This window comes from Sphingomonas sp. Ell38C01 (assembly GCF_055231975.1).
The window spans coordinates 298,511-311,784 of the sequence record NZ_JBUYVA010000001.1 but is presented as its reverse complement, the minus strand read 5'-3'; the positions used below and the strand labels follow the sequence as shown (position 1 = coordinate 311,784).

General features: G+C 70.9%; 9 protein-coding genes. 5 read left to right on the top strand and 4 right to left on the bottom strand.

From position 1 onward, the window contains the following. Positions 1-67: 67 nt before the first annotated feature. The 4 genes from ACV7NO_RS01490 to ACV7NO_RS01475 all read right to left on the bottom strand — a co-directional run bounded on the left by ACV7NO_RS01490 (position 68) and on the right by ACV7NO_RS01475 (position 7,538). Complete coding sequence (locus tag ACV7NO_RS01490) at positions 68-1,510, bottom strand: DUF885 family protein (protein ID WP_463404270.1); 1,443 nt, start codon at positions 1,508-1,510, stop codon at positions 68-70. Next, a complete protein-coding gene (locus ACV7NO_RS01485; protein WP_463404269.1) occupies positions 1,507-5,280 on the bottom strand; it encodes a LamG-like jellyroll fold domain-containing protein in 3,774 nt (1,257 codons plus the stop codon). Before ACV7NO_RS01485 ends, ACV7NO_RS01490 begins: the two co-directional genes overlap by 4 nt. A 112-nt stretch (positions 5,281-5,392) precedes the next feature. Next, entirely contained in the window at positions 5,393-6,697 is a 1,305-nt protein-coding gene (locus ACV7NO_RS01480) for an MFS transporter (RefSeq protein ID WP_463404268.1), read from the bottom strand. 52 nt (positions 6,698-6,749) lie between these two features. Next, the gene (locus tag ACV7NO_RS01475) at positions 6,750-7,538 is read right to left on the bottom strand and encodes a 2-keto-4-pentenoate hydratase (RefSeq protein ID WP_463404267.1); all 789 of its coding nucleotides are present in this window, start codon (positions 7,536-7,538) and stop codon (positions 6,750-6,752) included. 219 nt (positions 7,539-7,757) lie between these two features. Here ACV7NO_RS01475 and ACV7NO_RS01470 point away from each other — a divergent pair, with 219 nt between their 5' ends. From ACV7NO_RS01470 to ACV7NO_RS01450, 5 genes are all read left to right on the top strand, one after another. Next, positions 7,758-8,783 (top strand): LacI family DNA-binding transcriptional regulator, encoded by a 1,026-nt coding sequence (locus ACV7NO_RS01470; protein ID WP_463404266.1) that lies wholly within the window; start codon positions 7,758-7,760, stop codon positions 8,781-8,783. 134 nt (positions 8,784-8,917) lie between these two features. Continuing rightward, positions 8,918-9,757, top strand: a complete 840-nt coding sequence (kduI, locus tag ACV7NO_RS01465; protein WP_463404265.1) for a 5-dehydro-4-deoxy-D-glucuronate isomerase — start codon at positions 8,918-8,920, stop codon at positions 9,755-9,757. 136 nt (positions 9,758-9,893) lie between these two features. Further along, positions 9,894-10,649, top strand: a complete 756-nt coding sequence (gene kduD / locus ACV7NO_RS01460) for a 2-dehydro-3-deoxy-D-gluconate 5-dehydrogenase KduD (protein ID WP_463404264.1) — start codon at positions 9,894-9,896, stop codon at positions 10,647-10,649. Beyond that, positions 10,634-11,659: a sugar kinase gene (locus ACV7NO_RS01455; protein WP_463404263.1), complete on the top strand. Its 1,026-nt coding sequence runs from the start codon at positions 10,634-10,636 to the stop codon at positions 11,657-11,659. The genes kduD and ACV7NO_RS01455 overlap by 16 nt, the downstream gene beginning before the upstream one ends. A 76-nt stretch (positions 11,660-11,735) precedes the next feature. Beyond that, a complete protein-coding gene (locus tag ACV7NO_RS01450) occupies positions 11,736-13,274 on the top strand; it encodes a carboxylesterase/lipase family protein (protein ID WP_463404262.1) in 1,539 nt (512 codons plus the stop codon).

Genomic DNA, 13,274 nt, shown 5'->3' with positions numbered 1-13,274 from the left:
TCGACCGAGCCGAGAGCGATCCCAGCGTCCGCTGGGATGACGGATGTCAGGCCAGCATGACGGGTGTTCAGATGCCCGCGAGCATCTCCGTCCGCTTGCGGCCGTTCGCGAGGATCGCGGCGCGGCGTGTGGGGGAGCCCCGTACCGCGGCGTCGATCGCAAGCCAGACCAGCGCGTCGGCGGCGCGGCTGCCGGGTTCGAGCGTGATGCGGTCGATCTCCTCGTCGAACGGCGCGAAATAGGCGGGCTCGCCGTGCGTTTCGATCAGGTCGGCGCGGACCTGCGCGGGGGTCGCGCCGTGGAGATGGAGGTCGATGTCGGCGATCGCGCGGGCGGTGCGGAAGAGCAGCCAGTGGAGGCGGCCGAGCTGTGCGAGCGGGTCGGCAGGGCGCATCGCGGCCTCGGCATGGATCGCCCAGCCCTCGACGAACGCGGCGGCGTACTCGACGCGGAGCGGGTGCGGTGGGGTGACCTGCTCGAGGCCGAGCTGGATCATGTGGCCGGGCAGCAGTTCGTGCGCGACGACCGCGGGGAGCGTCCAGCGCGGGCGACGGCGGATGTCGCGCAGGTCGACGACATAGGCGCCGGGGCCGCCGGGCGCGGGGGGCTCGCGATAGCCCTGCTTGCCCGCGGCGATCTCGGCCGGGGAGAGCGCGCGCACCGAGACGTCGAGGCAGAAGGCGGGGACCGCGCCGGCGAGCGCGGGTGCGCGCGTGCGCTGATCGGCGAGGGTGCGGGTCATGTCGGCGACCGCTTCCGCGCGGCCGGTATCGCTGTCGGGGTAGAGGTGGCGCGGATCGTGCCACAATGCGGTGTAGCGCGTGCCGATCGGGCCGCGACGGTGGCCGAGCGTGGCGAAGGCGCGGTCGGCCTCTGCGAGCAGGCGGTCGCGGGTTCGGACGAGGCGGCGGTGGGCCACGGCCGGGTCGAGCGTACCGCCCGCGCGCTGGAGGAGCAGGGCGTAGAGTGTGGCGCCATCGGGGAGGCGTGACAGGCCGGGCTCGGCGGGGGCGGCGGGGCGCTGCGCGGCGAGGGTATCGCGCTGGCGCGTCATCGCGGCGGCGACGGGGGCGGCGACGGGGGCGGCGGCGGTGTCGAGCGCGGCGTCGAGCGCGGCGATCGTGCGGTCGAGCATCGCGCGGGGGAGGACGACGCCTGCGGCACGATCGGCGGTGAGGAGCGTGGTGTCGCGGTCGATCGCCTCCGCGGTCGGGCGGGCGGCCTGCCATGCGCCGGCGCGGGGGGTGACGCGGTACGGCCGACGGCCGGGGGCGAGGCGGCGCGCGAGCGTCGCGTCGATCGCAAGGCCGGCGCGGGCGGCTTGCAGGTCGAGCCGGCGCGCGGGCGTGAGCGTGGCGGGGTCGAACCGGGCGAGGCTCGCGAGCGCGGTCGCGGGATCGGTAGTGCGGGCGGCGTCGAGCGCTGCGCCGATATCGTCGGTCGCGGCGCGGGCCGGAATGGCGAGCCCTGCGGCGACGCCGGCGAGGACGGCGCGGCGGGTGGGGGTCACCGCAGCGGCACGCGGTTGTTGAGGCGGGTGACCTCGGGCGCGTCGCCGGGGATCGCGACGCGGACCGCGAGCGTCGCGGGATCGACCCCGCGCGGGATCGTCAGGCGGACCGTCGCGGTCTTCGGTATCAGGTCGAGCGGGGCCGCGAGCGCGGGGATCGGGGCGGTGGCGAGGGCGCGGTCCTGCGCGTCGACGAGCGTGGCGGTGCCGCCGAGCGTGGCGCGCGCGCCGAGGCTGTGGACGGTGACCGCGACCTGCCGGCGCTCTATCGCCACGTCGTCCGTGCCGATGCCGAGATCGGGACGCGTGTCGACCGGGTCGCCGGGCGTGGCGAGCGCGAAATCGTAGACGGTCGTGGTGTTCGGCGCGAACGTCACGAGAACCGAGGCGCTGCGTTCGAGCGTGACGGGTTCGGGGGCGGTGGCGCCGGTGAGCGTGCGGCCCTCGTCGGGGCTGGTCGCGCGCGTCATCGTCCAGCGGCCGGCGGTGACGGACCACGCGGTCATCGTTGCGGGTTGCGGCGTGGCGGTGGTGTTCCAGGCGATGACGCGGAAGCGGTCGCGGGTGGCGCCGGGGACGAGGATCGCGACCTGCTCCGCCGCGGCGGTGTCGGCGAAGCGCCAGCTGACGGTGTTGCCGGGCCATGTCTGGTTGCGGCGCAGCGCGACGCCGCCGAGGCGCTCGCGCTGGAGGATGTCGCTCGGCTGGTCGACGCGGTCGGACCACCAATGGCCCTCGGTATACATGTATGCGCGCGCGCGCTTGTCGGCGATCGCGGCTTCGTGGAGCGCGGCGAGCGGTGCGGTGTCGCCGGTCGCGGCCCAGCGGGCGTAGCGCGCGAAATCGTCGCTCGAGGACGACGTGGCGAGCTTGCCGCGCAGCGCGGTGCCGCCGGGCATGAGGTCGAACGCGTTCTCGCTGAACTCGGAGAGCGCGCCCGCGCCCGATCTGGCGAGGCGTGTCTCGATCGGGCGGAGATATTTCGTATCCCCGGTGAAGCGCCACGCCGCCCATGCGCCCTGCAAGGGCGTGGTCGCGCCGCCGCCGTCGCCGGTGCGGGTGGCGTCGGTGCGCCAGTTGATCTCGTTGGGATAGGCCCACAGGCCCTTCGCATCCTGCGTCCCGTGCGCCATCCAGCCGTCGACCACCCCGGTGACGAGGCCGCGCGCGGCGGGGCTGGCATTGTAGAGGCCGAGCAGCATCGGGCCATGGAGGACGGTGAAGGAATAGGGCTTCTGCCACTCCCACGCGCCCTCGCGGTACATCGTTCGCGCGCCGTACCAGTTGCTGGCGAAATGGCGGTGGCCGGCGGGGTTGGTGAGGATCACGCCGCCGAGCGCCCTGGTGGTCGCCATGATCCGCTCGATCGCGCGGGGTTCGCCCCAGTTGAGGTAGAGGCGTTCGGCGTCCGAATTGAGCCCTTCCTCATAGGCGTGGAGCTCGTCGGTGGTGATCGTGCCGAGGCCGCGCTCGATCATGCCGTTCCTGTAGACCGCGTCGGACAGCGCGCGCAGGGAGGCGTTCACCTTGTCGGGCTCGACCCCCATCAGCGCGAGGCCGGGCCATTGCTGCGTCAGGTCGCTGTCGTCAGAGAGGCCGCCCCCGAAGTCGCCGTACGGAACCTGCCGCTCGTCGATCCACCAGGTGACGAAGCGGCGGACCTGCGACAGGTCCTCGAGCTGGCGATGCGCCCAGGCGGGGACGCCCGGCGGGACCGGGGTCTGCGCGACCGGGGGAAGGTTCTCCGGGCGATAGTTGATGTCCGCCCAATAGGCGCGCGCCTGTGCGTGATCGGGGGCGACGCGGAGCAGGTCCGTGATGTCGGCGAAGACGCGGGCGTAGAGTGCGGCGCGTTTCGAGGCGGTGTGCTCCTCGACGAGGAAGCCCCAATTGTCCTTCACCTGCGCGAACCTGTCCGAGACATGCTCGGCGAGCGCGTCGGCGCGCGGCTTGAAGACGAGGCGGATCTTCGCGCCGTTCAGCGCGTCGGCGGTGAAATCGGGGGCGGAGGACGCGATCGTCAGCGCCATGCTGTCGTTCGAGAGGATGCGGTCGCGCAGGTCGAGCCACAGCGTGCGGGCCTCGCCAGGACGGACCGAGACCGAAAGATCGATCAGGTCGCGCGCGGGCCAGAGCGGATCGTGGACCTTGATGTTGAGCGCGACGAGGCCGTCGCGGCCGGGTGCCACCTTCATCGCGGGCAGATCGATCGCAATGCCGTCGAGCCCGTCGTGGAGGTTCTGCCAGCCATAGTCCCAGGCGCGCGCGAGCGGCTTGTCGGGGGCGGCGTCGCCGAAACTGGCGGGGATCAGGATGTGGACGATCGGCGCGGCGGCGGCGTGGCGCGCCGCGGTGCCGGTCGCGCCCGCGCTGCCCGCGCCGACCGCGGCCTTGATCCCCGAAGAGGGGAGCGCGAGCACGGTGGTGCGTTCGTCGGGGGCGTAGCGGCCGGCGATGTGCGCGTTGAGGGCGCCAAGCGCCGCCATGTCCGGCGCGGCGGCGGCGTCGATCGTGTAGGCGAGCTTGAAGCTGCCTTTCGGTTCGGTGCCGGCACCGATGTCGTACGCCCAGATCTCCTGGATCGGCTGTTCCTGCATGACGTTGGTGACGTGCAGGACGCCGCCCTCGCGCGGGGCGACGCGGTCGACGCTGCGGGCGACGCCTTGCGGGCGCTTCGCCAGCACCGTGCCGTTCCAGTCGAGCGTGCCGTACGCGGCGCCGCGGATCTCGATCTGGTTCACGCGCTCGCCTGGCGGGATCGTCAGGTCGTAGCGCTTGCCGCCCTCGACATAGGTGTTCCAGTCGGGAAGCTCGAAATAATCGTGGCGGCCGGGAAGGCGGGAGCGGTTGTAGACGCCGGGCCAGGTCGTCTCGGCGATGCCGTCGACGCCCTTGTACATCCACTGCTTCAGGTCCTTCGCGTCGGCGAACTCGACCTTGCGGACGCGCGTGACGGGTGCGTCGAGGGCGGGCGGTAGCGTGCGGTCCCAACCGTAGCGGTGGAGCCATGCGGCGCGGCGGGCGGGGGTGTCTTCAACGGGAGCGGGCGCGGGGTCACGCTTGTCGGCGAGTGCGGCGATTGCGGCGGGGGCGAGCATCCCGTCATAGACGCGGATCTCGTCGAGATCGGAGCCGCGCATGAAATTGTAGCGGCTCTGGACCTGATGCGGCGACAGGACGCGGCCGGCGAGGCCGAACTGGTCGAGGCCCGAATCGAGGTCTGCCTTCTGGTCGCGCCGCGCGACTTCGCGGCCGTCGACATAGAGGCGGACGCCGGTCGTCTCGTCCCATGCGACGGCGATATGGTGCCATGCCTTGGGGTCGGGGATCGCGACGGTCGAGGAGACGCGGACGCGCGACAGGCCGGCGTCGGTGACGAAAGCGTCGAAGCCGTGGCCGTTCCAGTCGACGCGCAAGAACGCCATGTCCCAGCTGGAATGATCCGCGAAGCCGACGCGGAAGATGTTGAAGGGGGCCTCACCGACCGCGTCGCGCGCGCGCCAGAAGAAGGCGAGCGTACCGCGTTGCGCGCGGATGTTGCCGGGGGCGTTCCACGCGACATAGCCCTCGTCCGCCCAGCGCAGCGCGGGGCCGATCGCGCCGTCGGGCACGGTGGTGACGGCGCTGCGGAAATTGGGGACGGGGTCGCCTTGTGCGACGTCCGCCGTCGCGCCCTTGTCGGCGGAGACGCGGAAGAGGAGGTCCTGCGCGGCGGCGGGATTCGCGGCGAGCGCGATCGCGAGGGCGACGAGGGAAGTCGATATCTTCAACGCAGGTCTCCGCGGGGGGCTGCCCTCACCCTTCCCATCGCTGTGCGATGGGTCCCTTCCCTCTCCCCGATGGGAGAGGGAGCGATGGCGACGGGTGGGGACAGTCGGTATCTCAGGCCGGCTCGACCCGCGCGAGGCGCGGGCTGAGCAGGTGGATCGCCAGCAGCGCGACGAAATAGGCGCTGCCCGCGATGGCGAACAGGACGCGATAGTCGTTGCCGGTCGAATCGAGGATGTGCCCGGTGAACAGCGCCATCGACATGCCCCCGATCGCGCCCACCGTGCCGCCGATCCCGACGACCGAGCCCACCGCGCCGCGCGGGAACATGTCCGACGGGATGGTGTAGAGGTTCGCGGAGAAGGCCTGGTGCGCCGCGGTGGCGAGGCCGATGACGAGGACCGCGGACCAGACGCTGGTGATCGACTGCGCGAAGAAGATCGGGAGGACGCAACACGCGCAGATGAACATCGTCAGCTTGCGCGCGCGGTTGACGCTCCAGCCCTTGCGGATCAGCCGCGACGACAGCCAGCCGCCCGCGATGCTGCCGCCGTCCGAGATCAGGTAGATCGCGGCGAGCGGCAGGCCGAACGTCTTGAGATCGAGGTCGTAGCGCTGGAACAGATAGCCCGGCAGCCAGAACAGGAAGAACCACCAGATCGGGTCGATACAGAACTTGCCCACCGCATAGGCCCAGGTCTCGCGCACCGTCAGCAGCGTGCCCCAGCCCATCGTCGCGGACGGGTCGGCGGGGTCCTGCTCGATCCACGCGAGCTCGGCGGCGGAGACCCTGGGATGCTCGGACGGGCGGCGATAGATGGCGAGCCATGCCGCCAGCCAGACGAGCCCGAAGACGCCGGTGATGTAGAACGCCATCCGCCAGTCGAACATCAGCACGATCATCGGCACCAGCAGCGGGGTGATGATCGCGCCGACGTTCGCGCCCGCGTTGAACAGCCCGATCGCGTAGGCGCGTTCCTTCTGCGGGAACCACTCGGTCACCGCCTTGATGCCCGCCGGGAAATTGCCCGCCTCGCCGATGCCCAGGCCCGCGCGGGCCAGTGCGAACTGGGTGACGCCCCCCGCCAGGCCATGCGCCATGTGGCTGATCGTCCAGATCACGATCGCGATCGTGTAGCCCAGCCGCGCGCCGACGACGTCGACGACCCTGCCGAACCCGACATAGCCGATCGCATAGGCGAGCTGGAACCAGAAGATGATGTTGGCGAAGTCGGTCTCGGTCCAGCCCATCTCCGCCTGGAGCGTGGGTTTGAGCACCCCGATCATCTGGCGATCGACATAGTTGATCGCGGTCGCCGCGAACAGCAGCGCGCAGATCACCCAGCGATACCGCCCGACCTTCGCGGTTGCGGCGGAACTGTCGAACTGCGGCGGGTGCGGCATCGATGGGGTCGCCATCCTCGCTCTCCTGAAAGTGTCGTTGCGGCCTCTTTCCGGGCCGTTTCGTCTGTTACTGGGCGGTGATCGTGCAGGATACCGCGAACCTGCCGTCGAACGTCGCGGTCACGCGGTCGCCGATCGACACCTCGTGGACGCCGGTGACCGCGCCGCTGGAAATCCATTGTCCGGCATCGAGCGCGACGCCGCGCGCAGCCATGTGCTCGAACAGGTAGCGGGCGGCCCCGAACGGGCCGTCGAGCATCGCCGCGCTGGTCGCCGTGCCGATGCGGGTGCCATCGACATGGAGCTCGACCGTCCAGTCGTTGATGTCCGCGTTGCGCCAGCCCTCGGCCTCGGCGCCGACGAGCAGGCCGTTGTTGTTGCCGAAATCGGAGACGGTGACGGTCGCGCCGAGCCGGTTGATGCCGGGGAAGGGCGAACTCGCGATCTCGATCCCGACATGGACCGCGTCGATCAGCGCGCGCGCCTCGTCGAGCGTGTAGCTGTGCTTGGCGGGATCGGGCGCGGTGCCGATCCGCAGCAGGAATTCCGCCTCCGCCGCGGCGAATCCACCCGCGATCACGGGCATCGCCACGCCATCGGCGGTGTAGACCTGATCGGCGAAGATGGGGCCCGACAGTCGGTTCGTGCCGTCGAGCGGCGGGTTGATCCGGCCGACCTTCCAGCCCGCGACCGGGCGCGCGGCGAGCGCGATCGCGGCGTCCTGGACTGCATAGGCCTCCGCCAGCGAGGCGGGAACCGTCCCCGGATAATCGATGAGCGCGGCACCCGCGCGGCGCGCGTTCACGAAGGCGTGCGCGATCGCTGCCTGGTCTTCGCTCAGCTCGTGTCCTTGCACCGCCGCGGATCCTCCCCTTTTGTCGTCGTTGGCGACGTGCGTATGGGAAACCGGTGTCATTGGCAAGCGGGGTTGCGCGATTGGCTGCGCGCCTTGTCGATCCTTCACGTCATTCCGGGCTTTATCCGGGGTGACGGCCGAGGGTCAGTTGTCCGTAACCGGTGTCAGATTCGGTTTGCCGGGCTGGTCGTCGCGGATGCGGCGGGCTATGTCGGGCCAATGCGCAAGACCGGCCAGCCGACCATCAACGATGTCGCCCGCCTGTCGGGGGTGTCGAAGAAGACCGTCAGCCGCGTCATCAACCGGTCCCCGTTGCTCAACGACGATACGCGCAAGCGCGTCGAGGCGGTGATCGGCGACCTGGGCTATATCCCCAATCCGCAGGCGCGCGCGCTGGCGCTCAGGCGCAACTTCCTGATCGGGCTGGTCCACGACAACCCGAATGCGCAGACCGTGATGAACGTCCAGCAGGGCATGCTGGAGGCGCTGCGCGGAACCGAGTTCGAGATGGTGGTGCGTCCGCTCGACCGTGGGTCTGCGACGATGCTCGACGATCTTCGGCATTTCCTCGAGCGGCAGCGGCTGTTCGGGGTGCTGCTGCTGCCGCCGGTCAGCGAGAACGACAGCGTGGCGCAATTGTGTGACGCGATAGGGTGCCGCTATGTCCGCATGGGCTCCGCGGTGCTCGACACGCCCGAGCATATGGTCGCGTCGAACGACCGCGAGGCGGTGCGCGGCGCGGTCGAGTATCTGATCGCGCAGGGCCACACGCGGATCGGGCTGGTCGGCGGGCCGCATGGATTCCGGTCCGCGCGGGAGCGGCGGCAGGGGTTCGAGGATGCGGTGGCGGGCGCGGGAATCACGCTGCCGCGCAGCCTGATCGCGGACGGCAACTATACGTTCGAATCGGGGCTGGTCGCCGCCGACCGGCTGCTGGACCTGATGCCGCGGCCGACCGCGATCTTCTCGTCGAACGACGAGATGGCGGCGGGCGTGATCCACGCGGCGCGCCAGCGCGGGCTGGAGATTCCGCGCGACCTGTCGATCATCGGGTTCGACGATACCCCGATCGCGGCCCATGTATGGCCGCCGCTGACGACGGTTCGCTGGCCGATCGCGTCGATGGCGCGATCCGCGGCGCTCAAGCTGATCGCCGGCGAGGGCGGGATCGAGCCGGTCGAGGAGCCGTCGCTGTTCCTGTCGACGCTGATCCGGCGTGCGTCGGTCGCCGGACCGGGAGGATGACTTGCAACGGCGTCTGACACCGGTTACCAAGGTGGCCGACGTTGTACATGAACGCGGGAGGAGGATGTGATGGCGCGACGCGCGATACCCCGCCCTGCCGCGCGACCCTTTCATCGCATCCCGGAGCCCGACTGATGTTCGACCGCACCTATTACGCCACGCATCCCGACATGATGGAGTGCGTTTCGAACGACGAACTGCGCGACCGCTACCTGATCCAGGACCTGTTCCGCAGCGGCGAGTGCGTGCTGAACTACACGCACGCCGACCGGTTCGTGATCGGTGGCGTCGCGGTGGCGGGCGAGGCGGTGACGCTGCCCGCGCAGACCGAGCCCGCCTCGGCGGCGGGGCACCCGTTCCTCGAGCGGCGCGAGCTGGCGGTGGTCAATGTCGGTGCGGCTACGGGCATCGTGACGGTCGACGACGAGGCGTTCACGCTGGGCAACAAGGACTGCCTGTACGTCACGATGGGCGCGAAGGACGTCGTGTTCTCGGGCGAGGGCGCGCGCTTCTATCTGGCGTCGTGCCCGGCGCACAAGGCGTTCCAGACGCGGCTGGTCTCGGTCGCCGATGCGACCGCGCTGGAGCGCGGGAGCCTCGAGGAATCGAACGAGCGCACGATCTACCAGATGGTGATCCCGGGGATCTGCGATTCGGCGCAGCTGGTGATGGGGCTGACGGTGCTGAAGCCGGGCAGCGTGTGGAACACGATGCCCCCGCACATCCACGAGCGCCGCAGCGAGATCTATTTCTACTTCGAGCTGGACGGCGAGAACGACCGCGTCTTCCACTACATGGGCGAGGGCGAGAACCTGCGCCACATCGTGATGGCGAACGAAGAGGCGGTGATCTCGCCGCCCTGGTCGGTCCATATGGGCAGCGGCACGAAGGCCTATGCGTTCATCTGGGCGATGGCGGGCGAGAACCAGGATTACACCGACATGACGGTGCTGGACATTTGCCAGCTGGCGTGACGTGAGAGCTCCCCTCCCGCATGCGGGAGGGGTTGGGGGTGGGCGCCCGGCCGGCCTCCAGCGGTATCGCTCGTGATCCAGCGCGAGCCCACCCCCGGCCCCTCCCGCACGCGGGAGGGGGGATTTGAGGCACTCCATGACCAACCCCTTCGACCTTGCGGACAAGGTCGCGATCGTCACCGGTGCGAATACCGGGATCGGACAGGCGATCGCGGTCGCGCTCGCCGCCGCGGGCGCCGACGTGGCGTGCGTCGGGCGGACCCCGGCCGAGGATACCGCGCAGAAGATCCGCGCGCTCGGGCGCAGGGCCGCGATCGTGTCGGCGGACCTGTCGACGATCGAGCCGGTCCGGCGCGTCGTCGACGAGACGGTGGCGGCGCTGGGCGGGGTCGATATCCTCGTCAACAATGCGGGCATCATCCGGCGGGCCGACGCGGTCGATTTCAGCGAGGACGACTGGGATGCGGTGATCGACACCAATTTGAAATCGGTGTTCTTCCTGTGCCAGGCGGCGGGCCGGCACATGATCGCGCAAGGGGGCGGGCGAATCATCAACATCGCGTCGATGCTGACCTTCCAGGGCGGGATCCGCGTGCCGAGCTACACCGCGTCGAAGAGCGGCGTCGGCGGGCTGACCAAGCTGCTCGCCAACGAATGGGCGAAGCACGGCGTGACGGTGAACGCGATCGCGCCAGGCTATATCGCGACCAACAATACCGCGGCGCTCCAGGCGGACGAGGCGCGCAACCGGTCGATCCTCGACCGGATCCCGGCGGGGCGATGGGGCGACGCGGAGGATCTGGGCGGCGCGGCGGTGTTCCTCGCGTCCGATGCGGCGAAGTACGTGCAGGGCCATATCCTCGCGGTCGACGGCGGATGGCTGGCGCGGTGAGCGGGCGGCTGCTGGCGTTCGGGGAGATCATGCTGCGGCTGTCGCCGCCTGGTCGCGAGATGCTGTTGCAGACGCCGCGGCTGGACGTGTGGGTGGCGGGCGCGGAGGCGAACGTGGCGACGCAGCTGGCGAAGCTGGGGCACGACGTGGCGTTCGCGAGTGCGGTGCCGGACAACGACCTGGGGCGCGCGGCTGTCACGACGCTGCGCGGGCACGGGGTCGACACGCGGCATATCGCGCTGACGGGGGAGCGGATGGGGCTGTACCTCGTGACCTCGGGCGCGGGGCTGCGCGCGACCGAGGTGATCTACGACCGGGCGGGGTCGAGCTTCGCGGAGGCGCCGGTTTCGGCGTGGGACTGGGACGGGCTGCTCGACGGCGTCGACCGGCTGCATTTGTCGGGGATCACGCCCGCGCTGGGGGCGGTGCCGGCGGCAAGCGCGCTGGCGGCGGTCGAGGCGGCGTCGGCGCGCGGGGTGGCGGTATCGTTCGACGGGAACTGGCGGGGGAAGTTGTGGGCGCGGTGGGACAGCGACCCGCGTGCGATCCTGACGCGACTGGTGCGCCACGCGGACCTGCTGTTCGGCAACCACCGCGACATCGCGCTGCTGCTGGGGCGCGACGATTTCTCAGGCGACGGCGAGGACCGGCGGCGGCATGCGGCGGAGGCGGCGTTCGCGGCGTTCCCGCGGTTGCAGACGATCGCGTCGACCGCGCGGGTGGTGGAGGATGTCGACCGGCATCGGCTGGCGGCGCGGGTGGAGACGCGCGCTGCGGTGGCGCAGACCGCGGAAGTGGTGCTGTCGGGGATCGTCGACCGGATCGGCGGGGGCGACGCGTTCGCGGCGGGCGTGCTGCATGCGCTGCGCTCGGGCGGGGACCTGGAGGATGCGGCGCGGACGGGGCTGGCGCTGGCGGCGCTCAAGCATTCGCTGCCGGGGGATGCGGCGCTGTTCCGGGCGGCGGATGTCGAGGCGTATCTGGCGGGCGGGCTCGACGTGCGGCGGTGAGTTTGGGATCTGCGGGACTGAGGTTTCGCGTGGTCGAGAGAGATCCCAGCGTTCGCTGGGATGACGGTGGGGTAAGATGACCGAGGGTTTCACGCGGCGCGCGGTGGTTGGCGGGAGCGCGGCGGTTCTGCTGGCGGGCGTGGCGCGCGCGCAGGGCGATGCGGTGGTGCGCGCGCCGTCGGGGGACTTCGTCGGCACGCGTGACGGCGGGGTGCGCGCGTTTCGCGGGATCCGCTATGGGCGGGCAGAGCGGTTTCGCGCGCCGGTGGCGATGTCGCTGCCGGGGCAGCGGCGCGAGGCGCGTGCGTTCGGGGCGGTGTGCCCGCAGAAGGGCGCGTATACGCCGCAGTCCGAGGACTGCCTGTTCCTGAACGTCTGGACCGCGGCGGACCCGCGCGCGAAGAAGCCGGTGATGCTGTATATCCATGGCGGCGCCTATGCGAACGGCAGCGTCACCGACCCGCTCAACGACGGGCAGGCGCTGGCGGCGCGGGGCGACGTGGTGGTGGTGACGGTGAACCACCGGCTCAACGCGCTGGGCTATCTGTATCTCGCGCGGCTGGATGCGCGGTTTCCCGACAGCGGCAATGCGGGGCAGCTCGACCTGATCCTCGCGCTGCGCTGGGTGCGTGACAATATCGCGGCGTTCGGGGGCGATCCGGCGCGGGTGATGGTGTTCGGCCAGTCGGGCGGGGGCGCCAAGATCGCGACGCTGACCGCGACGCCCGCGGCGAAGGGCCTGTTCCACCGCGCCGCGACGATGAGCGGGCAGCAGGTGACCGCGTCGGGCCCGCTCCACGCCACCGAGCGCGCGCGGGCGTATCTGGCGTGGCTGAAGGTCGACGAGCGCGATCTGTCGCCGCTGATGGCGATGCCGGTCGAGCGGCTGGTCGAGGCGCTCGACGCGGTCGATCCGATCCTGGGCGGGGGCGTGTATTTCGGACCCGTCCTCGACATGCGGACGCTGTCGCGACATCCGTTCTGGCCCGACGCCAGTCCGCAAGGGTGCGCGGTGCCGATGATCCTGGGCAACGTCCGCGACGAGACGCGCGCGTTCGTTGCGCCCGATTCGACGCGGGTGAAGGCGCTGACGTGGGACACCCTCGCCGCTGCGATCGTGCCCGAGATGCGGATCGACATCCTGCCCGAATGGGTGGTGGCGCAGTATCGCGCGCAGTATCCGGCATGGTCGCCGTCGGACGTGTTCTATGCCGCGACGACGGCGGCGCGGAGCTGGCGCGGGCAGGTGATCGAGGCGGAGGCGCGCGCGGCGGCAAGCGCGCCGGCCTGGGTGTACCAGGTCGACTTCGCGTCGCGGACGGATCCGCGGCGCGGCGCGTTCCACACGATCGACATTCCATTGGTGTTCGGGACGCTGGCGGCGCCGGGGTCGCAGACCGGGACGGGAGCGGACGCGCGGGCGGCGAGCAAGGCGATGCAGGACGCGTTCGTCAGCTTTGCCGCGACCGGCGATCCGGGACGGGGCTGGCCGCGCTACGACCTGACGCGACGCGCGACGATGATCTTCGATGTGGCGTCGCGCGTCGAGGACGATCCGCGGCGCTGGCAGCGCGAACTGTTCGCGCGCGTGCCCTATATCCAGCCGGGAACCTGA

Excerpts from the sequence above, each read along its gene's own strand:
- ACV7NO_RS01480 (WP_463404268.1), bottom strand. The coding sequence starts at position 6,697 with ATGGCGACCCCATCGATGCCGCACCCGCCGCAGTTCGACAGTTCCGCC.
- ACV7NO_RS01470 (WP_463404266.1), top strand. The coding sequence starts at position 7,758 with ATGCGCAAGACCGGCCAGCCGACCATCAACGATGTCGCCCGCCTGTCG.
- kduI (WP_463404265.1), top strand. The coding sequence starts at position 8,918 with ATGTTCGACCGCACCTATTACGCCACGCATCCCGACATGATGGAGTGC.
- kduD (WP_463404264.1), top strand. The coding sequence starts at position 9,894 with ATGACCAACCCCTTCGACCTTGCGGACAAGGTCGCGATCGTCACCGGT.
- ACV7NO_RS01455 (WP_463404263.1), top strand. The coding sequence starts at position 10,634 with ATGGCTGGCGCGGTGAGCGGGCGGCTGCTGGCGTTCGGGGAGATCATG.
- ACV7NO_RS01450 (WP_463404262.1), top strand. The coding sequence starts at position 11,736 with ATGACCGAGGGTTTCACGCGGCGCGCGGTGGTTGGCGGGAGCGCGGCG.